This is a genomic window from Paraburkholderia sp. JPY465 (assembly GCF_050436725.1).
GTDB classification, from domain to species: Bacteria; Pseudomonadota; Gammaproteobacteria; order Burkholderiales; family Burkholderiaceae; genus Paraburkholderia; species Paraburkholderia youngii.
Genome location: NZ_JBNDMT010000007.1, coordinates 439,981 through 462,039, shown reverse-complemented (window position 1 = coordinate 462,039; position 22,059 = coordinate 439,981). Strand labels below are relative to the sequence as shown.

Genomic DNA, 22,059 nt, shown 5'->3' with positions numbered 1-22,059 from the left:
TCCGAGGCGTACCGATGCTGGCAGTTGAACTGCCAGCATGGCGTCCTTGGCAAGGACGGTAGTTCCTTCCAAGTCGGCTTCATCAGACGGCTATCGCGCCGGTCCTGTCATACACACAAAGGCTGTCAAACGCAGCTGTTGGGCCGACAGTGATGACGATGCTTCCGGGCCGGCCGCGCTGATCCATCGGACGCACTCATTCGAAGCGGTAGGCTTTGGTGACCGTGCCCCGAAACAATGCTTCGCGCTCTGCGGGACTCGCTTGCGCAGTCAACTTCTTGAAGGCGTTCCAACCGTTGCTGAAGGGATAAGAGCCCTTGTCCACGGGGAAATTGCTTTCGAACATGCAGCGGGCCGCACCGAATGCATCGATACACGTATAGATCCATGGCTTCCACGCCTGTGCCAATTGGTCCGACGAGGGTGGGCGTTCGCCCTTTTCGAACTCGAAGCCATTGATGCGCATACCAAGGCCACCCACCTTCACATAGACATTCGGCAGTTCGGCGAGTGTGCGCATTGAACGGGACCACGCATCGAATACTTCCTCGCGCTGCTTTGCATAGCTGGCGATCCGGAGAACGCCGCCGCAATGGTTGATGATGAAAGGCGTATGAGGATTCGACTTGGCCAGCTCGTACAACTCCGGCAACTGCGGAAAGAATAACCACGCGTCGTATGACAGTCCAAGCGAAGCTAGTTGTGCGACTCCCGCCCCGTAGTCCGGATCGAGCAGCAGCCCTCGCGGGGGCGCCGATAATGGATTGACAAGGGTCCGGTCGGCATCCCAAGTAACGAGGTGCCTAACGCCACGAAATCTGCCATCGCCAGCATGCAGTTCTGCCTCGAGAGCATCGCGCACCGCTGATCCGCGGCGAAGATCAGCGTAGCCGACCATGGCTTTTGCAACCTGCGGCTTGCCGCTCTGCAAAGGAGTCGTGACGCTTGCAACATATTCGATTTCTCCCACAGGGCGCAGTGCCTCGGGACCAGACGGGCGATACCGTGTCAGCGCCTGCATGAACACCGAGGCAGTAATGTTATGTCCCGAGCGCGCGTCCTCGAGATACTCGTCCAGAAGGTAGGTCCATCCTGGGCGCTCGTAGAAGTGATGATGCGCATCGATGATCGGCATGTCGGGTTCGAGCGCGGCTTCGGTGCCGCGAGCGAGCCAGTCGGCCCGAACGGGAAGGTAATTGCTCGTTGTGCTCATGAGGTGCTTTTCCTCTCTTGCAAACGCATGGCGCCCGGTAACAGGGGAGAGAATCATGGAAGCTGAGGCAGTGCCGAGCAATTGCCGACGCCGCGGCGAATGTGATTTTTTCATGCCTGTTCTCCGGAAGCCAACGCATGAAGTGACAGTGTCAGCAATGTCGTGATGCCCAGCGCGATTGACAGGCCAATCATGCCGGCCGAGAACGTACCGAAACCGTCTTTCAGATAGCCGATGAGATACGGTCCGACAAAGCCGCCAAGCGCGCCGAACGAGTTGATGAAAGCGAGCCCACCGGCGGCCGCTTGGCCTGAAAGGAAGCTGGTTGGGAGCGTATAGAAGATCGTTCGCCCGGCAATCGTGCCGATAAGCGCGAGCGTTAGGCCGGCCATCGTCGGAAGCAGTTGATGAAAGTACGTCGAGACGCCGAGCGCGATTGCGCCGATCAGCAGACCCGCGGCCAGATTCGCTATCGGCCCGCCGCGACTGTCGACTCGTTTGGCCCACCAGAGCAACGCAACAGTAGCAAAGAAGTAAGGCACTGCCGACATCCAGCCCGTCTTTGCCACGCTCATACCGTGAGCCCTCAGCATCTGAGGGAGCCAGATACCGATGCCGTAAGAGCCCATCGTGAAGCCGAAGGAAATCATCGCCAGAATGTAGGTTCGCACGTCCTTCAATGCCGCAACGAAATGCTTCTTCTTCCGACTTGACGTGTCTTCTCGATCGAACGCCCCCTGCAGAGCTTGCCGTTCGTCGTGCGACAACCACTTCGCATCGGCGGGCTTGTCGTCCAGCATTTTCAGTACCAGAAAACCGAGGACGCACGCGGGCAGTCCTTGAACGACGAACATCCACCTCCAGCCAGCTAGTCCCAAGACACCGTCCATGTGCAGCAGGCCAGCCGAGAGCGGCCCCCCCACGAGCGACGAGAGCGGCGTGGAGACGGTGAACCAAGCCAGAACTCGGGTGCGATAGGCAGGCGGAAACCAGACCGCGAGAAAAAAGATCACACCGGGGAAAAAACCGGCCTCGCCGATGCCAAGCATCAGCCGGATCGCGTAGAAGCTTTTCGGGCCGACAGCTAGTGCCGTTGCCGCTGCGAACAGCCCCCACGTGATCATGATGCGGGCGAGCCAGCGCCGTGCGCCGAAGCGGTACAGCGCGAGGTTACTCGGAATCTCGAACAAGCAATACCCCGCAAACATGATGCCAGCCCCCCAGCCGAACTGCGTGGCGGTCAAGTCCAGATCGCGGTTCATTGTCAACGCCGCGAAACCGACGCTGGTGCGATCGAGATAGTTGAAGAAGTACGCAAGCGCCAGTAGCGGAATGAAGCGCCGCGCGGCTTTTCTGACCGCGGAGTGCTCGAGGGTGGAATCCGCCGCGCGGCCTGTGGCGATATTCGATGAACTTAATGCCATGCCTCGTCTCCGGACAAATCGCGGCGTGCAGAGGCCCGGCCTCTGCGGAACAGTGACTGCTTGTTTGCTTCGCTGGTTCAGGCGCTGGCGAGTTCGTTCGCCGAAGGATTCGACGCATCGTGAGGCTGGGCGTCCCGACACTTGACAATCCCAGCCTCGACCAATCGTCCGAGATCCTCAGCCGTGTATCCGAGATCTGTCAGAAGCGCCTGAGTATCCTGACCGAGCGAAGGCGGCGGCGCGCGTAGGTGCAGGCGCTCACCACCGAGCGTCAAGGGCAGCAGCGCAGTCCGTGTCGCGATGGCTTGCCCCGCATCGCTGGCGTCAGGCGGCAAAGTCACTTGGGCGAGTCCGCCGGTAGCGAGCAGGTGCGGATCATCGAAAAGGTCCTGCGGCTTCATGATCGGCGCATAAGGCAGCCCGCAGCGCTCGAAGATCGCGCTAATCTCCGCGGCGGTGAACGCTTCCAAATGTTTTTGAAGCTGCGGCAGCAACCATTCGCGGGCCTGCACGCGCAGATTGTTGGAGGCTAGCCGCTCATTCGACTTGAGCTCCGCCAGCCCGAAAGCGTCGCAGAACGGCACCCATTGAGTATCGGAGACGACCGCAAGAAAGATCTGCTCGCCGTTTTTCACCGAGAACACGTCATAGATGCCCCAGGCTGAAATGCGGCTTGGCATCGGCGCCGCGGCAGTACCGGTCACCGTGTACTGCATCATGTGCTGTGCTACGAGGAACACATTGTTCTCGAACAGCGCGCTTTGCACTTCCTGACCCCGGCCGGTGCGTTCGCGTTGTGCGAGGGCCGCCATCGCACCGATAGCGCCGAACATGCCTCCCATGATGTCGTTGACACTCGTTCCGGCGCGGAGCGGCCTGCCTTCCGGTCCCGTCATGTAAGCGAGGCCGCCCATCATCTGCACGACCTCATCCAGCGCGGTGCGATGGTCGTATGGGCCGGGCAGAAACCCTTTATGCGACACGTAGATGAGACGCGGATTGATCCTGGACAGTGCAGGATAACCGAGGCGAAGTTTGTCCATCGTGCCGCTCTTGAAGTTCTCGCTGAAAATGTCCGCCCCTGCAAGCAGCTTGTGAATGATTTCCACGCCGCGCGGATCTTTTACGTCGACAGCGATGCTCTTCTTGTTGCGGTTGAACGTGCTGAAGAAGCCCGCCCCGGACCCGCGCAAAGCGCGCGTGCTGTCGCCGGAAATGGGTTCGACCTTGATCACCTCCGCGCCGAGGTCCGCCAGCACCATGCCGCATGTGGGCCCCATCACCATGTGCGTCATCTCGACGACGCGTACGCCGCTATACGGCAAATCTTGGTTGGCTCGCACTTTGCTCATTGCGCTAGTCTGATCCGGTAGTCTTCCGGTTGCGGCGCACGGGGTGCGTGGCCGTCTGCATACGCGAATCCTTTGGGGAGCCCCGCGTCCTGCAAGTGTCCGTATAACGCTTCGCGAGGCAACGCATCGGCGAGAATGGCACGCGCGGCGATCAGCCTGTCGATGTCCACGCCCGTGTCATAGCCCATGGCTTCCAGCAGGAAGACCAAGTCCTCAGTCACGATGTTGCCGGTTGCGCCCGGCGCATAGGGACAGCCGCCGAGACCCGCCTGGCTGGAGTCGATCGTCGTCACGCCGACTTCAAGCGCTGCGACGACGTTGGCAAGTCCCTGTCCGCGCGTGTTATGGAAGTGTGCACCGCCAGCCTTTGAGCCAAGTTCCGTTTGGAGCCGGCGAAACAGCCGGCGAACCTGGGTCGGGTTCGCGTAGCCGCTCGTATCGGACAGGCCGATTTCATCAACACCACACTCGGCCATTGCCAAACACATGCGCATCGTCTGGTCATCGGTCACAGTGCCGGCGATCGTGCAGCCGAAGGCAACCGAAATGCCGGCCTCTATCTCTACGTTTGGAAACCGTTCGTTGCGAAGCGCGACGATATTGCGCACTTCCTCGATCATCTGCTCATTGGTTTTCTGCATATTGGCCAGCGAGTGTTCTATGGTCACTGACACGGGAAGCGTGACCTTGTGCACGCCAGCTTCGAAACCGCGCTGACTACCACGCAGGTTCGGCGCGAGAACCGCGACGCGCAAATCCGGAATAGACAGCCCATGCGCGACGACTATACGAATGTCAGCCATCTGCGGCAGCAGCTTCGTCGGCACGAATGAACCCACTTCAATTTCCCTAAGACCCGCAGCGGCGAGCGCGGAGATCCATCGCAGCTTCGCTGCCGTGGGCATCACGGTTTTAACGCTCTGCAATCCGTCGCGCGGCCCGACCTCGCTGATCAACACTTCGGGATTCGGGGTATTCAAGAGTAACTCCATGGTTCTATGCAATAGATCGTGGGTCTACGTGATAGAACTCTAGATGGTCGGGTTAATCTCGTTAATAGGGGTGAACCCTTGATGTCAAAGTGAAACTTGAGTTCTGTCGAGCGAAACCGTAAAGTGACGGCAATTGACCGAAGGGGAAGAAATGACTGGCATTGGGCCCGACGACGGGCAGCGTTCAGTCGACGCATCGAAGACAAGCAGCGGAGTCGCGGTTCTTGACCGAGCTTTTGCTATTCTCAGCGCATTCGGCCCGACCGACGACCAGTTGACGCTAACCGAGCTTTCGCGCCGTGCCGGGTTGTACAAAAGTACGGTCTTGCGGTTGCTCGGCGCTTTAGAGCACGGCGGATTTATCCGGAAGTTGAATGACGGTCAGTACTCTATCGGACCTCAACCGCTACGGCTCGCAATGCTTTACCAGCGGTCTTTTCAAGTCGGTCCAGTGGTGGAGCCGATCCTTCAGCAGCTCAGTCGGGACTTGGGCGAGACGGCATCTTTCTATGTGCGGCAAGGTGACCAGCGCTTAGTTCTGTACCGCGTGGAGCCTTCGAGAAGCGTGAGAGTAGCGATACGTATTGGGGAGGAATTCGCGATTGACAACGGCGCCTCCGGCAAAGTACTGCTCGCTTTCACTGAATCGTCAGATCCGCGCTGGAATCGGGTGCGGGAACAATTGTGCGCGGTCTCATACGGTGAACGCGATCCTGAAACGACATCAGCATCGGTGCCGGTGTTCGATTCAACCGGTCAGCTAGTAGGCGCTCTGACTCTATCGGGACCGAAGGGCAGATTCGACACCCCATCTACGATCAAGCTTGCTCTTAAGGAGTTGCTTCTCAGCGCGCAGCGAGCGACGGTTGCCTTGGGGGGCAGGGGCGCGAAATACGATGCAAGCATCGCCAGATTCGTCCAGGAAGACGCCCAAAATCTTGAAGGACTGGATATCGATAGAAGCAGCTAAATGCGTCTCTTCATCGGCGCCTTTTGGTTGGTCCGCCTCGCCAACCGCTCTAGGAGCAAGACGACCTTACGGTCTCGCTGCTTCTATATTCGATAGAGTTTTCTGATGAATTGCCCACGACCGTCCGTGTGTAATTTATCTGCGGCGCTGATCGCGGGCATCGACGCGAACATCTCCTGGTTGTGACTGATCCTTATATCGACGAACTCGCCAAAGAGCAGTGCCTGCCGGTCACACTGTTCACATGGTGGTTAGTGCCTGCGCGCAACGTTAGTCACCGACCGGGTGGCGCGTGGTGTTGATCATCGGCTCCTGGGGTACGCTTGTCATGTGGGCGATCCGCCGCCAACTGCCGTGAAAACCGGCGCCGGCTTGCGCAGCACGCCATCTACAAGCAGCGGACAGTGTGACGTTCACGCTCACCTCGGCTCGTGGGCTAGCATGAGACACAGCGCGTGCATGGTATTCGCAAAGCAGCTCATCGTTGCGTGCCTTCCAATGACGCTAGGGGTGCTATTCCATTGCGGGGCGGCTGCAGCAACGCAAGTCAGCGTGTCTGAAATTGGCTGGAGCCCGCTCGACTCGCTCAGGACAGTCAGGTCCAACGGCGTAGCTTGTCTCACTTGCGCATGCGAAATCGCCGCGTCGGACATTATCAGGAGCGCAAAGGCGCCCACGAAGCCGCACCGTTGGGCCCGGATGAAGCATGCATCTGACACTGATCGGCATTGCATCTTTGTGGACTAACTCACCAGGGAAGCGGACCCGTTGCGTTCGAAAAGGTGCCGGTCGGCCCGTTTGTGTCAAGGAGGGCAAGGCGGACCGGCTCTCGGGCCGCATCTGAACCGCACCGGGAATCGTGGAGGCCGGTTGGGTCAAGTTAATGCGGGCATGTCAGCGGCACTTCGGAGTTGCCTGTAGTAGTGTGCCTCAGCCTCAGCGGGAGGGATATATCCGAGTGGTTTCATCAGCCGACAGTTGTTGTACCAGGCGACCCATTCCAGGGTTGCGAGTTCGAGAGATTCGCGTGTCTTCCACGGGGCGCGCCGATGAATCAGCTCTGTCTTGTACAGGCCGTTGATCGTTTCAGCCAGCGCGTTATCGTAGCTGTCGCCACGGCTGCCGACGGACGGCTCGATACCCGCCTCGGCTAACCGTTCGCTGTACCGAATGCTGACATATTGAGCCCCCCTATCGGAATGATGTATCAGGATCCCGTCGTCGCCTGGTTGACGTGCGTACAGCGCCTGTTCAAGTGCGGTTATCATGACGCAGTGCCGGATGACCGTGGCGCGGCAACAGTCCAAAGAAGTTTGATCGCGGCAGTGCTACGACTTGGACACGATAGTCTGGCAAGTCGCGCATTGTCCCGCGATCAGAACATCCGACTCAAGATCTGCCTGCTTCCGCGAACAAGTATCTCGAAACCTGCTCCCGGGTATCTTCTATTTCAATGACGTCGGTAATCAGTCCACTGGCCTTCAACAGTTCGGGATTTACGATTTCGTCGGTCAGCTTCTGCATTATGTCTCTTGTCGTTTCATCAAGTTCTGGCATGACTTTTGTCATCGTATCGGGAGCGAAAACACCAATGTGAGCCTGCGGATAAGCCAAGACTGCTACTGGGTTAAAGCCAGGGCCGCACATAGCATACACGCCTCCCGTGTACGCTTTTCTTGCAATGAGCAGCAACTTAGGTACTTTGCTTCGAACGTGTGCCCTGAACAAATCTGCCGCTGCAGAAAAAATCCCACTATTTTCGGCCTCTCGGCCTATCATAAATCCAGGGATGTCAGCAATAAACATGATCGGTATCCGGACTTTCTCAGCCACACCAACCATTTTGACTATTTTGGTAGCGGATTGCCTGTGAATGGCACCGCCCTTATAGCGGGGATTGTTGGCAATGATAGCGACCGCGCTTCCTTTAATGGTCGCGTAGCCTGTCAACACTTCCTTTGCGTATTCGGGGCTAATTTCGGTGAAACTGTCCTTGTCGACGAAAGAATGCAGCAACTGATGCATGTCATAGGGCGTACGATGATCCGATGGAATCAAGCTCTTGAAATCAGCTGCTTCGGGTTCTTCATATCCCAGACCACGGTTCGCTCCGCGGTTGGCGCTGACGTGAAGCAACTGCCTTACACATCCGAATAAGTCTTCTTCATCTTCGAATACCAATTGAACTGAACCTGAGTGCTTGCTGTGAACGTCTGTTCCACCTAGCGAATAGAGATCTGAATCCTGGGCCAGCATGGCCTTCACCATATCGGGGCGACCCATGCACAAGGCGCCCTTTTTGGTCATCAACACCAAGTCAGCCAGCATCAGTGGTAAGGCCAAGGGGCCTGAGGTCGGGCCGAGTATGGCGGAAATTAGCAAATTCTTCTCGGCCAACTCCGCGAGGGATGCACTGACTCTGCCCATTCCAGTTGGTGATAAAAGCAGTTTCGACATGTCCGATGAAAGAACTTTTGTGGTATCGAAACTATCTGTCCCTCCGGGACGGTCCTGAACGTAAATCAATGGGGCGCAACTGTCCCGGGCTATCGTCACGGTCTTTGTAATCTGCGTGGCGGTGCGCCACTGTCCGCTTCCTCTGAATTCACAGTCTCGTCCCCGATTCATGACCAGAAACGTTCTTACGGAATTTATAGACCCTTCGCCGCAGATGAAATGACTTCTCTCGACAGGGTGATGGTCGACAAAACTACCGGCGTCAAAGAGAGTGTTTATTCTTTGCAATGAAATCTGCATTGGCTACCGCCTCCGAAACGGTGTGCGAATCGTTTGCTGCTGCCTGCGCATGAAACCTTTCGCAGTGAAGATGGCAGTCGTGTTACGACGAATTCAGAACGTCTTCTACAGACGTTGCCATAGTCAAGAGGCGGCGGTCCTGACCTCGTGGTGCGTCAAGGCTCAAACCAACGGGCAATGCACCATCCGGAGCAACAGGAAGCGTAACCGAGGGCATCGCGGCATTGCTGGCCAAGTCGGTATTACGTATCACCTCCGAGAAAAGTTCGGGCCGCCCGGCATCGCTACAGTGGGGAACGCTGCGTGGAACCGTCGGGTATGCGAGAAAATCGATACCTTGGGTGGTGAACAGGTTTTTCATTTGTTGACGCAAAAGGCCCACATTCTGAATCGCAAAAGAATAATCCGCCGCGGAGATCAGTTGCGCACTGAGGTTACTGTGGACGATGTTGCGGACAGCTTCATCACGGATGTTATCGAATATCGTATTTATCCTGTTGGCCCAACCGAAGGAAAGCAATGTGCGTGGAAAGTCCATGAAGAATTCGTAAACGGGAATGGTGAAGGTTCCAATCCTATTTAAGTCGGCAACAGCCGAGTCGTCCAGATCAACGCACTCGAACCCCGCGCGGATCAGACGCGTGATCGCACGCCAACAATGCTTTCGGACATCTTCATTGAGGTCACTCCACATGGACGCCGGAAGTCCTATGCGGTAAGGAATACTAATCTGTTTTTCCGGCGGGCGGGTACCGGTGGAAAGCAGCTCATATATCATCAACGCGTCCTTCGCCGTGCGCGTCAAAAGCCCAGGTGAATCTTTAGTGCGAGAAACTGGAATGATTCCGGCTGAAGACCAGTGACCGCTTGTAGGCCTGAAGCCGATAATGCCACAGAAGGCGGCCGGTATCCGCACTGAGCCGCCAGTGTCAGTTCCGATCGCCATCGGAACGATCCCGGCAGCCACCGCGGCCGCGCAACCGCCACTGCTTCCGCCCGCCAGATATCCAGGAGCCTTCGGGTTGCCCACCGTTCCCCACCTCGGATTGACCGATGTGATGCCAAAACTAAGTTCATGCATATTGTTCTTACCGGCGACGACAGCGCCCAAGGATTTCAGTTTTCGGACGATAATGGCATCGCGTGTCGCTATGCATCCTTCCATCCCTGGCGTACCGGCAGTTACTGGAAACCCGTTAGCACAAATATTGTCTTTCAATGAGAAGGGGATGCCGTAGAGTGGTGCACCTTTCAGCACATCATTCGGCCTTGCGAAATGCGCATCGAGGTCGCGACTACCAATGAAACAATTGAGCTTCGACTGACTGGCATTGGCGCTAATTGCGTGCTTCCGCATGTCATCCGCAGAGATTTCACCATCGCGTATACCATCACAAAGCGATTCCAGAGAGTCTTCCGAATACATAAAGTGTCCCAAAATAGGGTGTCGTCAGAGCATGCGATATCAGTAGTGATAGGCACTGCGTATTTCGTCGAGAGGATTGCCCCGTAGAAGGTCTCCGCCCGTACTGCGTATAACGGCGCAGGCGCTATTGATAGCCGTCTGGACCGCCCCCTCGATCCAACCACCGGTGAATGAACAACCACATCCAGCCAAATATAGGCCGGTATCCGTTGCAAGGTCGTTTGCCGTCTGAAATTGAAAAAAAAGCCGCTGTGAGTACACATCTTCACCGGGATAGTTGAGTTTAAACGCACCGGAAGAATGGGGATCAGTCAACCAGTCATGGTGAAGGATGGCATGCTCGTAGTCGTCATCCACGGGAGTCAGGTGGCGCGCAAGTTCAGGGTTGAATGTAGCAAGGGCGTCGACAAAACGCTCGCAGCGCTGCTTTTTGTCGGGGACGCTTAGTAGCTTATGCGCGTCGTCCTCCCATGTGTAGCTAAGCAAAACTACACCTCGACCGTCTGGCCTATCGGGCTCGTAGTCAAGGCAATATACCCCGCGCGCAAAACTGTCAGATTGAATTGTGACTGGCAAATCGTTACCGATCCAAAATTTACCATGTGTAAGCATGAATAGTTTTGATGACCCAGTGAGATGCGTTTCTCTAACGGCTCGTGAGACGTCTCGACTGAGAAACGTCTCGTCGTCGGTCAGGCCGTGAACCATCTGCATTGTCCTTGTGTTGCTGGTAACGATAACTCGGTCAAAGGTCATGATTTCGCCCGCGTCAGTCATCAGCCTTATCTTTCCGTCTTCTTTGTAGATACGGCCCACGCCATTGAAGCGAACCCGGTCAGCAACGGTGCATTCTCCGATCTTCTCTGCTGCGAGGCACTCAGCTAGTGTAGAAATTCCGCAAGAGACCAAGCGTTGATCGTCCATGTAGCCATTGATGACGAGCCGTAGTATTTCGGTGAATGCCGCCTGATAAACAGGAAGGAAGCCTCCAGAGCCTATGCCCAAAGAACCGAATAGTTCAAAGTCGTCAGGCCGTTCCCAGCGGATGTCTCCGGGCGGGCGAGATCCAGTGAAGATGGCCACGATGGCTGCATAAAAAGAACTGTCACGAAACACGTCGAGCCACGCTTGCCATTCCGCTCGGGCTTTCTCAAACCGGCCTGACCTCAACATTGCGGTGATTTTTGCGGGAGCAACTAGAGACGTACCGTTGATCACGCATCCTTCCTGCAAAAAGGCTCTCCAGCCTTCGTAGACGACTCTGAATAATGGGGGCGGCGGTTCTCCCGCGCGCCAGATATGGCGAGTACCGCGATAGTGCAATTCGGTATCGACCATTCCTGGATCCGGGAAAGAGGCTGTCGTCGAAATGCCGTACCTGTCAAGATAATGAAAAAGACCGGTCGCAGTCGGAGGAAATCTCATTGCACCCATTTCAGCAATGAGATGCGGGTACCGTGGATCAAAAGGTTGTGACCATACTCTACCTCCGATGCGATCGCGGGCTTCAAACACGGTGACATCGGTGACACCTGCTCGCATCAATTCCGCCGCGGCCAGAAGCCCGCTAATGCCAGCCCCCACGATTGCAACCCGCGGCGTCCGTACACTGGGTGAAAACGAGCCAATTGCTCCTTCCGATTTGCAAATGTCGAGGAAAGGAGCGTAGTCATACAATAGGTCAATAGTCGGTGATGCAATTTGTGAAGATGCGGCGCAGTTTTTCATGAATTATCTCGCTTTGGAGTACCTCTACCCGTCGAAAAGACGATCGCTGAGAGTAACGCTACGATTTAGATAAGAGAGAGGGAAAGATTGCTTATTTCGTTGCCAATAACTCCGTTGTCTGTCAGGGCAAACCGCTATTTATTTTTAGTATCCGCGTATGCCACGATAGCAAATCGTCTACCTCAGGATCAAACAAATAAAATTGATACTTGTGAGAAGATATCGTGAGGTCAGAACCGGTCGTCTATTTTTTGTCGCCGCCGAGTTGCCTAAACATCGCTTGCGAAGACGTGAAGGCAATGTCGCAACGAGGCGAGCGTCAGGATGTCGACTGGAAAAGGTTACCTCGTGCTCGATATCGGCTAACTTGAGGACGAGAACCCGTGGGCATATAACTTTCCGACTGGACTCGATTGCGGGTTGGTGGCGTGGCGTTGCCCTATAACCCCGGGGAAACGCACATCGTCTTCACGGACGAGTGAGCCATACAATTGCTGTGGGCCAGTGTACGTGCGTGGTCAGCGGATGCGGGGGGAAGGCAGTTCGCGCCCGAAGATACGCGTGCCATGGTCGATGTAGGTAGAGCGTTGTACGTCATCCGTTCGATGAGCTGCGCTGCTCGACGGCAATCAGCATCACGTCGTGCGCCACGCTGCCGGTATGGCTTCGAGTTGTCGCAGTCCAGCTAATCGCCTCCGGTCGCGGCAGGCAGCTCGAAGGTTACACACAGGGAAGAGCCATCGTCGCACCGGAACTTGAAGCCATCGGAGCACGAATGGTATTGCTGTTGTCCACGGCAACAACACGATCGTCGTGCTGGCACGTGTATCGCAGCGCCCCGAGACGGCGCAGCAGCAGATGATGCCCTCAGATAAGCCGATACACGCGCTTGTGGTTGGGCTACGGGGCGATCTGTTCTCGCCCGGAATGCCGTAGCGCCCAGACACCTGAAGTCGGAAGAAAATGCGTTACATGGACCAGCATTTCTTCGAGACATTCTGAGTCATCGGACGGTGTGGCGCTACGACCGCTTTGCCAATCGGACAAGCGAGCCCGTTTTCACTGCTACGTCATAGCGGACCGCGCCGAGAACTTCGCAGACCGCTTCAATCGTCGCCCCCCGCACCAAGGCGGGCGCGCAAACACGTCTTTGTGCACGCCATTCCAAACCTTCCTTTAAGGTTCCGACACCGGTCGTCCTAGTCCGCTGCGGCGTGCTCTGATGACGGTGCGACGTATCGTCAGCTTTCATCGCCGCCACTCCGCCTTCCTGCAATTGCTCGGTCCGACCGGACACCTGGTTCGGGTTAACGCCTCGCCAACGGTGCTCCGGTTCACTCATAAATTCAACGGTTTCACATAATGTCTAGGCTTACCGCTAGCCTAGGCTATCCCTGATCTTAGGGGAGTCTTCGTGTCCTCAGATACGTGGGGCTGATCAATGGCGAGACACAAAGACCCGCGTGAAGGCAGTCCTTGCAGTCATCGCAAGTCGCTTGCTCCAGCCACGCCGCGGCGCGAGGAGTGCACGAAAAATTGCACAGTTGATGGCGGTCACGTCATTGCTGTTGTCTTCTCGTGATGTTCTGCACCTAACAACATGTACATCGACGGGACAACGAACAGTGTGAACAGAGTGCCGATCGACAGTCCCGTGAATATTACCAGCCCGATCGCGTTGCGCCCTGCCGCGCCAGCGCCGGACGCAATCACTAACGGCAGAACACCAAGCACCATGGCGGCTGTAGTCATGACGATCGGGCGCAGGCGCGCGCCTGCCGCTTCTTCAAGAGCTTCGCGCTTGCTGCGGCCTGAACGCTGTAACTCATTCGCGAACTGCACGATGAGAATGCCATGCTTGCTGATAAGCCCCATGAGTGTGACCAGTCCGACTTGCGTGTAGATGTTGAGCGTGGAAACGCCGATGTTAATGAAGATCAGCGCACCGAACAACGCCAACGGCACTGATACCAGAATGACGATGGGATCGCGGAAGCTTTCAAACTGCGCCGCGAGTGCAAGGAACACAATGACCGCTGCCAACATCAGAGTGATTAGGAAGCCGCCCGACTCCTGCATGAATTGGCGCGAAAGTCCGGAATAGTCCATGTTGTATCCTGAGGGAGCGACGCGGGTTGTGGCGTTGCGCAGGAACTCGAGTACTTCGCCCTGCGAAACGCCGGGTGCGACTACGGCCGAGATCGTTGCCGAATTCATTTGCTGAAAATGGTTGATGGATTCGGGCACAACCGTCGACTTCAGATGCGAGACAGTCGAAGCAGGGATCATACTGCCGTCGGAAGTGCGCAGGTTGTAGTCTAATAGCTGCGATGGGTTCATTCGGTCGACCTGCTGAAGTTGTGGAATCACCTTGTAAGAACGGCCGGCGACCGAGAAATAATTCGCGTAGTTCCCACCGAGCGCAGCTCCGAGCGCCTGTCCCATGTCGCTTTGCGTAAGGCCGAGCGAGGCGACCTTGTCGCGGTCAACCATCAGAACGGTCTCGGGCTTGTCGATCTTTAGGTCGCAGTCGACAAAGAGGAACATGCCGCTTTCGCGCGCCTGTTGCAAAACCGCTTGGGTTACTTCGTTAAGGTTATCGAAAGGCTCAGTCGTGTTGATCACGAACTGCACCGGGAAGCCTTGCGCACCGGGCAGGGGTGGAAGCTGGAAAGCAGCAACTCGCGCGCCGGCGATGCCATTCCACTTGTGTTGAAGCTCCTGTTGCAACTCGGAGGCACCTCTCTTTCGCCTGTCCCATGTCGTGAAGAGCACGCCGCCGAAGCCCTGATTCAATGTCGGCGCGCCTGTCAACTGAAACATCTGCGCATACTCGGGCAATTGCTTAGATATCTGGAAAACCTGGTCGGCATACATCTGCATCTGTTGAATCGTCGCATTGGGTGGTCCCTGGATCAGCGACAGTACGATGCCTTGGTCCTCCTGGGGGGCGAGTTCGGACTGTGACGTCGCAAATAAATAGATGGTCCCGCATAACAGTATTGCACCCATCACGACGAATACGGTCCATGTGTCCAGTATCGAGCGCAGGAGCCGCATGTAACCCCGATGCACTTTCTCAAACTGCTGATGGACGAAACGGTTGAAGCGTCCGGGTTGCTGCTCGTGATGAAAGAGTCGCGAGCACATCATTGGCGATAGGCTTAGCGCGACCACGCCCGACATAGTGACCGCGCTTGCCAGTGTAAATGCGAACTCCGTGAACAGTGCGCCCGTCAGTCCGCCCTGGAAGCCAATGGGGAGATAGACGGCAATCAACACAACAGTCATTGCGAGTATCGGGCCACTGAGTTCGCGCGCGGCGATGAGCGCGGCATCGAAGGGACGCTTGCCCCGGGTCGTCAGGTGTCGGTCGAAATTCTCAACCACGATGATCGCGTCATCGACCACGAGTCCGACCGCGAGCACCAGCGCGAGCAGCGTCAGTAGATTAATGGAGTAGCCGAGCAACTGCATCATGAAGAATGTGCCGATCAGAGACAGCGGCATCGCGAACAAGGGCACTATCACCGCGCGGAAGCTGCCGAAGAACAGGTAAATCACTAGCGTTACGATCAGTAGTGCCTCGACGAGCGTCTTCACCACTTCGTCGATGGCAGTCTCGATAAAGTCCGTGGCATCATAGACGATGTCGCTCGACACCCCCGTGGGGAGCTGCTTCTGCAGATCAGGGAACACAGCTTTGACGCGTTTCGCTACTTCGAGCAGGTTCGCGTCGGGCGCTACCTTGATCCCAATGAACACCGAGCGTTTTCCACTAAAAGCGACATTGGAGTCGTAGTTGTCCGCACCCAATACAACATTGGCGACATCCTCTAGGCGCACGATCGCGCCGTCCTTCTGCTTGATAACCAGCTTCCTGAAGTCTTCGACGGAATGCAGATCGGTACCAGCGTTTAGACTGACGCTGGTCATCTGGCCTTTGGTTGCTCCGAGCGTCGCCAGATAGTTGTTGTTGCCGAGTGCGGTGTAGACGTCAGAAGCCGTGACGTTGTGCGCTGCGAGCCTGGTGGAATCAAGCCACGCGCGCAACGCGAACTGACGGCCGCCGAGAACCTCTGCGGTTTGCACGCCCTGAATTGAATCGAGCTTCGGCTTGACAACGCGCAGCAGATAGTCCGTGACGTTGTTGCTTGGCAGGACATCGCTGTAGAAGCCCATATACATCGTGTCAGTAGTCTGGCCGACCTGAATCGTCAACACTGGCTGTTGCGCTTGGGGTGGCAACTGGTTCCGCATAGACGCGATTTGGGTGTTGATCTCTGTTAGCGCGCGGTTCGGATCGTAGTTCAGGCGGAGAGTCGCGGTGATACTTGAGACACTCGTGCTACTCTTCGACGACATGTAATCGATGCCTTGCACCTGTGCGATCGCGGCTTCGAGCGGCTGAGTAACGAAGCCGGCCATCGTCTCGGCGCTAGCGCCATAGTACGAGGTGGTGATGGTAACGACGCCAGTGCCGGTCTGGGGATATTCGCTAACCTTAAGTGTCGACAGGGAACGTAAGCCCAGCACGAGGATGAACAGGCTTACCACGGACGCGAGGACCGGCCGTTTGATAAAGATGTCGGTGAAATCCATCTGAGGAACTCTTATTGTTCTTGGGGCGTCGGAGCAGGACTATCTGCCGGCAACACGCGATTGTCGATTACGAGCGGTGTGCCGTTCTTCAGCTTGAGTTGGCCGCTCGTCACCACTAGTGCGCCTTCGTCTAAGCCCTTCAGGATCGCAACCTGATCGCCGCGCGTGGGTCCTGGCGTTACGAAGATTTGTTGCGCAACGGGCATCGTTTTGCCGCGTGCGTCCTTATGCTCGCCCGGTTTGATGACGAAAACTGTTGCCCCGTAGGGATTGTAAGTGATTGCCGTTTGCGGCAGTGTCAGGTAGCGCTGCTCGTGACCAACATCGACTTTTACGCTAGCGTACATCCCCGGCAACAGTTTGCGCTCGCGGTTGTCGAGGGCCGCTTCGACCTCCACGTTGCGCGTCGTGCTGTCGAGGCGCGGGTTGATAGCGTGGATCTTGCCCACGAAGCCGCGGCTCACGAATGCACTTGTAGCTACGGCGACGCTCTGTCCCACCTGCAGTTGACCGAGTTCCTGCTGGGGCAGGTGAAAGTCGACGTAGATGGGGTCAATAGCTTGCAACGTAACGATGGCGTCTCCCGGATTGACGTACTGGCCTGGATTGACTGTCGTGATGCCCACGCGTCCCGCGAAAGGCGCGCGAATCGTTTTTTTCTCGACTAGTGCGGCCTGCTGTTCGACTTGTGCTCGTTTGCTTCTCAGGTCGGCGGCATCAGCATCCACTTGCGCCCTGGCAATCGCCTGAATGTCGTACTGTGCCGTGTCGCGGTTATAGACGGTTTGCGAGAGCTCGGCGGCAGCTCTTAGCGAGGCGAGCTGCGCGCGGTCCGAGCGGTCGTTCAGACGCACGAGCACCTGTCCAGCCTTGACTTCCTCGCCAGACTTGAATGCGATCTCGCGAACGAGTCCAGCCACTTCAGTCGTCACGTCGACACCGCGCACGGCACGCAGGCTGCCCACAGCGGCAAGCTGTGGCTGCCATATCTGATAGCTCACGACGGCGGACGTGACGGTAGCAGCCGGCACCGCATTGTGTGCCATGAGTTTCCGGATCATATGCGCCTTGTACAGGTTGAAACCGATCAGCGCGCCAAGCAGAACGCCCATGCAGATCAGCATGGTGATCATCCGTTTTGCTGTTGGTTTATTTGTCGTCATCGTCGTGTCCTTGCACGGCAAACTGATATGGAACAGATCCCTTTGGACGCGCAGCATTGGAAACCATGCGGGGCGCGGCAAGCAGAAAGAGGGTTCACTGCGGGTTGATATCGGAGTCCGCCTGTCCTGTCTGGAACCTGGCCGCGTCGCTCCACCAGCCGCCACCCAGTGCTTCGAACAATGCGGCCGTGTCTGCGTAGCGTGCAGCGCGCGCCTGGGTGAGATTGACGATGGTCTGCTGGTATTGACGCTGCGCATCGAGCAGAGCTAGATAACTGACACCGCCGGCACGAAACTGGCCACGCGTCAGCTCGAGCGAGCTGCTGGCTGCACGCCACGCTTCGGTTTGCGCGGCGAGTGCGGCTGCATCGTGATCGAGTGCGCGGAGCGTATCCGCGACATCTTCGAATGCAAGCAGTATCGTTTGCCTGTATTGCCCGTTGGCCTCATCGAAGGCGGCTTCCGCCGCGCGCTTTTTAGCGCTCAGTTGGCCTCCGTTAAAGATCGGCTGCGTGAGCCCCGCGCCGATGTTCCAGATCATGTCCGCGTACTTCAGCATGCCCGCTGGCGTGAATGATTGCGGGCCGTAGTTTGCGGACAGCGTAAGCTGCGGATACATGTTCGCGGTTGCGACGCCGACCTGGGCGCTCGCCTGACGCAGCAGGGCTTCCGCAGCCAGGATGTCCGGACGTTGACGGACGAGCGACGAAGGGAGGGCGACGGGTAAGGTCTGCGGTAGGGTGAACATCGACAGCCTGAACTCGGGAACGCTGTTATCGCTAGGCGGTTTACCCGCGAGCACGGCAAGCTGATGTCGCGCCCGATCGAGAGACTGCCGCAGTGGCGGCAGGGTAGCGCGCGTTTGTGCGAGCAACGTTTCCTGCGAGAGCACAGCCACGCGACCCACCCCGCCGAACTCAAGTTGCTTACGCAATACACCGAGCTGAGTCTCCTCATCCGCGGCGATACGCTCGGTCGCGTCAATCTGCTCGCGGAGGGAAGCTTCCCTGACCGCAGCGGTGACGATGTTCGCTGACAGCGCCAGGTATGTGCCCTGTAGCTGCAAATTCTGGAAGTCGACCTGCGCGCCCAGCGCCTCGAGTTCGTGGCGTGCAGCCCCGAAGAGATCCAGGTTGTAGGAAACGTTCACTGATGCGTTGTACAGACTTAGTATTCTGTTCAGGCTGGGCTGGCCTAGCGTCGTGCCATTGAGCTTTTCGCGAGTAGCATTGAGCTTCACATCGATGGTGGGATATAGATCGATCCCTGTTTGCGCACGCAGATTTTCGCTCGCCTGGCGCAGCGCCGCGCTGGCTGCAGCGATATTCGGGCTATTTGAGAGGGCGTCGCGTATCAGCGCGTCGAGGGGCTCGCAACGGTAAAGGGTCCACCATTGTGCAGGCAGCTCGCCGCCAGCCTTGAACTGCTGCGCAAGACCCGTCGCACCGGGCGACGAAACCGTGTGTTCGGGTAGGGCCTTCGGTGTATAGCTGTCGGTCGCGGGCGGCGCGGGAGTGCGATATTCGGGGCCGACTGTGCAGCCGGAAAGTGAATAGACTAGTGAAAGCAAGACAGTGATCGATGCGGCACGGCCGAGAGGCTGATTTGCTGCCGGAAGCAACGCTGAGTCGCGCAACCGAGACCGCGATCGTCCGCGATAGCAATTGAGATTGCCGTAATCAATCATCTGTCTACCTTGGTCCGCGTGAGCGCAGTGCAATCAGATGGGTGGTTGAAGAAACTCACCTCCCTGGCACCGGGTTCGCTGGAAGGAGGGTATGCAACATGCGAGTGTCGACGTTTCGCCCGCTCCGACAATTGGCGTCGATCGAGCCGCTCGTCCGCCATGGACATCGGTTTATCGAGTCCAGTTTTGCGGCGTGCCCACACTCGTCTCGCTCCAACTAGCGGCTATTGAGCCACTTCACCACAAGGTCCGCGCCTTCATCGATGGACTTCGAACATGTGTCGATGAATACGTCCGGGACCGTCGGCTGTTCATACGGCGAGTCGATGCCGGTGAAATGCTGTATGGCGCCAGTTCTCGCAAGCCGATACAGTCCCTTGGGATCGCGAGCTTCGGCTACGGCCAAACTAGCGTGAACGTGGATTTCGGCGAAACGGTGCCTACCCGCGGTAGATCTGGCGAGTTCCCGATCGCGACGGAACGGCGAAATGAGGCACACCAGCACAACGAGCCCCGCGTCAGCCATCAATTTTGCAATTTCGGCCACGCGCCGCACGTTCTCGTGGCGATCCGCATCCGCAAAGCCGAGATCCTTGCATAGACCGAGCCTGATAGAGTCTCCATCGAGAATGTAGGTGAGTTGGCCGGACGCATGCAGTAGTGCCTCGACCTTGTCGGCAATCGCCGACTTTCCAGCTGCCGACAGCCCCGTGAACCACAGGATGGCGGGCGTTTGCCGGAGCAATCGTCCTCTCGACTCCGGCTGAATCCGGAAGCCGTGCACATGAAGATCTGAAACGGAGGTCTTCTTCATATTTGTCTACGATAGGGGGTGAAACCGCTGTTGGAAGCAAAGGCGTCCGCTCTGCATCGCAGGGTCGGAGCAGTGTGGTGGGGCATCGGTATGGCAATATAAAAAATCTTGACATTGAGGGATGCTGCCGCTGTCTGTGCAGTTCGTCCGTGAAAGAAAGTCCCTGGCGCACTCATTCAAGTCACGCCCCGAGCGGTGCGCCTACGGCCCGCTCAAACTGGCCACCAGAACCTGGTTCGTCGATTGACGATGGCAGGCCAGTGCTACATGCCTTGCTCAATAAAAGACCGTCGCACCATACATGTTCGACACCTCCCCACTCGCAGGCTGAAGCAGCGTCCGGAAAGAAGCCACGTCCATGATAGTTGGCACTGGTGTTACATAGCAAAGGAACGCCAGTGAGTCTTTCGTATTCAATCAGGAGTTGCGCCACGGGATGCGCGGAAGTTCTTGCAATGGTTTGCAACCGAGCCGATCCGTCGAGATGCACTACGGCGGGGATCCTCTCCCGCCATTCCTCGCGGGTCTGATGATCGAACAGCATGTAGGGGTCTGGAGTACCGGGACAAAAGACGGCAACCGCCCGATCTTCAAGACATATTGGTGCCACCGGACGAAAATGCTCCCGATGCTTCACCGCGTTGAGGAAGTCCTTCATCGCAGGGGACGTCGCAGCAGCGAGAATGCTTCGGGCACCCAACGCTCGGGGTCCCAACTCTGCCCTGCCGGCTAGGAAGACGACGGGTTTATTTTCAGCGAGTACGCCGGCGAGTTGTGCAATGGAGCAAGGGGACGTTGTCCATCCGGGCGGCACGTCACCAGTTTTCACTGCTGGCCCGCTATAGATCGACCATTCCAACGGCAGGAAGCCTTTGTTCGCTGCCATCGAGCAGCAAGCGGCGCCAATCGCAGACCCACTATCGTTCGGAAAAGGCGGAATCCAGATTGCGTCAAAAAGACGACTCTCACGTAGTGCGCTGTTCCATTTGATGTTGAGACCGCATCCCCCAGAGATGCACAAGTTCCGCGGCTCGAAAATCGGATGGCGTGAGAGCGCTGCTTCCATTCCTTGAACCAGAAGACGCTCGAGGAATACGTGAAAGGATGCAAGTATGTCTTCTTCAGGCTTGGCCTCCAATTGTGGAACGCATTCTTGGAAAAAGTCGCGTGTAGCTGCGAGAGATTTTTCTGGTATGCGGACATTCTCGCGGTATTCTTGCGCAAGTTCGGTGTCGCCGGCAAAGCGTTGCTCATAAAGATCCCGAAAGACTGCAATGATGCCTTCGTCGACCGACCCGAGCGCGATAAATGCCATAAGCTTGCCTGCCACGCCCAGGTCCCAGTCAGCGCCGCTCGCCTTCTTGTAGGGCCCGAAATGATGTCCAGCCGCCGCGTACATTTGGCCGATAACTGGGAACAGGCAATTGACGAGGCGTGCTTCGTCCGGTCGCACATAGTACAGTCTTGGGACCATGCCGCCATCCCAGACTAGGCAGTATGCAGGCTCCCCGCTTATCGCGAACGGACTGGTGCAGTACGCGGACGCGACATGGCCCGAAACATGAGGGTAGCTCTGATACGCATACGATTGTTCGCCGATTAACAGGCCGGTGCGTTCGAGCGGATGGAGGAGATCGTCGGCTCTGCGTTCGATATAGGGAGCACCTTTCAAGATCACAGGCGTACGGCCGCTGAGAGTGCGAAATTCCGACTCTATCTCGCCGTCCCAGCCATCAATTACAAACTGATCGATGTCATCGACAAGCAGCCCGTGTTCGCTCAGCACTGTTGCAACTACGTCAAGATTCCCGATTTCCTGATATCGCGGGTTATTGTCCCGCTTCTCCTGTTCGATGCAAAAAAGGAGCTTTCCATCCTCCACAACAGCGATGGCTCCATCGTGTGTCAGTTTGATGCCGCAGATGCGCATA

14 protein-coding genes are annotated in these 22,059 nt (G+C 57.0%); 1 reads left to right on the top strand and 13 read right to left on the bottom strand.

Translation table 11 applies throughout. The annotated features are described in order from the left end of the window. Positions 1 to 196 precede the first annotated feature (196 nt). From QFZ94_RS42795 to QFZ94_RS42780, 4 genes are all read right to left on the bottom strand, one after another. Positions 197 to 1,327, bottom strand: a complete 1,131-nt coding sequence (locus QFZ94_RS42795) for an amidohydrolase family protein (RefSeq protein WP_026228592.1) — start codon at positions 1,325 to 1,327, stop codon at positions 197 to 199. Next, the gene (locus QFZ94_RS42790) at positions 1,324 to 2,637 is read right to left on the bottom strand and encodes an MFS transporter (protein WP_368587790.1); all 1,314 of its coding nucleotides are present in this window, start codon (positions 2,635 to 2,637) and stop codon (positions 1,324 to 1,326) included. Before QFZ94_RS42790 ends, QFZ94_RS42795 begins: the two co-directional genes overlap by 4 nt. A gap of 77 nt (positions 2,638 to 2,714) precedes the next feature. After that, complete coding sequence (locus tag QFZ94_RS42785) at positions 2,715 to 3,989, bottom strand: CaiB/BaiF CoA transferase family protein (protein WP_410853099.1); 1,275 nt, start codon at positions 3,987 to 3,989, stop codon at positions 2,715 to 2,717. Continuing rightward, positions 3,986 to 4,981 carry a hydroxymethylglutaryl-CoA lyase gene (locus QFZ94_RS42780; protein WP_410853098.1) on the bottom strand — a complete coding sequence of 332 codons (996 nt, stop codon included), beginning with the start codon at positions 4,979 to 4,981 and terminating at the stop codon, positions 3,986 to 3,988. The genes QFZ94_RS42785 and QFZ94_RS42780 overlap by 4 nt, the downstream gene beginning before the upstream one ends. 151 nt (positions 4,982 to 5,132) lie before the next feature. Between QFZ94_RS42780 and QFZ94_RS42775 the strand changes: the two genes are divergently transcribed. Next, positions 5,133 to 5,951, top strand: a complete 819-nt coding sequence (locus tag QFZ94_RS42775) for an IclR family transcriptional regulator (protein ID WP_429464321.1) — start codon at positions 5,133 to 5,135, stop codon at positions 5,949 to 5,951. Between the two features lie 875 nt (positions 5,952 to 6,826). On the opposite strand, the gene QFZ94_RS42770 is transcribed toward QFZ94_RS42775, so the two are convergent. The 9 genes from QFZ94_RS42770 to nodU form a co-directional block, all read right to left on the bottom strand. Further along, positions 6,827 to 7,258 (bottom strand): integrase core domain-containing protein, encoded by a 432-nt coding sequence (locus QFZ94_RS42770; protein ID WP_429464055.1) that lies wholly within the window; start codon positions 7,256 to 7,258, stop codon positions 6,827 to 6,829. Between the two features lie 82 nt (positions 7,259 to 7,340). Beyond that, positions 7,341 to 8,708 carry a carboxyl transferase domain-containing protein gene (locus QFZ94_RS42765; RefSeq protein ID WP_429464053.1) on the bottom strand — a complete coding sequence of 456 codons (1,368 nt, stop codon included), beginning with the start codon at positions 8,706 to 8,708 and terminating at the stop codon, positions 7,341 to 7,343. Positions 8,709 to 8,790: 82 nt separating this feature from the next. Beyond that, on the bottom strand, positions 8,791 to 10,134 hold the full coding sequence (locus QFZ94_RS42760) for an amidase family protein (protein ID WP_429464051.1): 1,344 nt from the start codon (positions 10,132 to 10,134) through the stop codon (positions 8,791 to 8,793). Positions 10,135 to 10,173: 39 nt separating this feature from the next. Next, positions 10,174 to 11,862: an FAD-dependent oxidoreductase gene (locus QFZ94_RS42755; RefSeq protein ID WP_429464049.1), complete on the bottom strand. Its 1,689-nt coding sequence runs from the start codon at positions 11,860 to 11,862 to the stop codon at positions 10,174 to 10,176. A 1,554-nt stretch (positions 11,863 to 13,416) separates the two neighbouring features. Then, on the bottom strand, positions 13,417 to 16,464 hold the full coding sequence (locus QFZ94_RS42750) for an efflux RND transporter permease subunit (RefSeq protein ID WP_429464047.1): 3,048 nt from the start codon (positions 16,462 to 16,464) through the stop codon (positions 13,417 to 13,419). An 11-nt stretch (positions 16,465 to 16,475) separates the two neighbouring features. Next, the gene (locus tag QFZ94_RS42745; protein WP_429464045.1) at positions 16,476 to 17,627 is read right to left on the bottom strand and encodes an efflux RND transporter periplasmic adaptor subunit; all 1,152 of its coding nucleotides are present in this window, start codon (positions 17,625 to 17,627) and stop codon (positions 16,476 to 16,478) included. Positions 17,628 to 17,721: 94 nt separating this feature from the next. Next, a complete protein-coding gene (locus tag QFZ94_RS42740; RefSeq protein WP_429464044.1) occupies positions 17,722 to 19,314 on the bottom strand; it encodes an efflux transporter outer membrane subunit in 1,593 nt (530 codons plus the stop codon). Between the two features lie 217 nt (positions 19,315 to 19,531). Continuing rightward, positions 19,532 to 20,128 (bottom strand): adenylyl-sulfate kinase, encoded by a 597-nt coding sequence (gene cysC, locus QFZ94_RS42735; RefSeq protein WP_035491029.1) that lies wholly within the window; start codon positions 20,126 to 20,128, stop codon positions 19,532 to 19,534. A 181-nt stretch (positions 20,129 to 20,309) separates the two neighbouring features. Continuing rightward, positions 20,310 to 22,058: a nodulation protein NodU gene (gene nodU / locus QFZ94_RS42730; protein WP_429464042.1), complete on the bottom strand. Its 1,749-nt coding sequence runs from the start codon at positions 22,056 to 22,058 to the stop codon at positions 20,310 to 20,312. Between the last annotated feature and the right edge of the window lies 1 nt (position 22,059).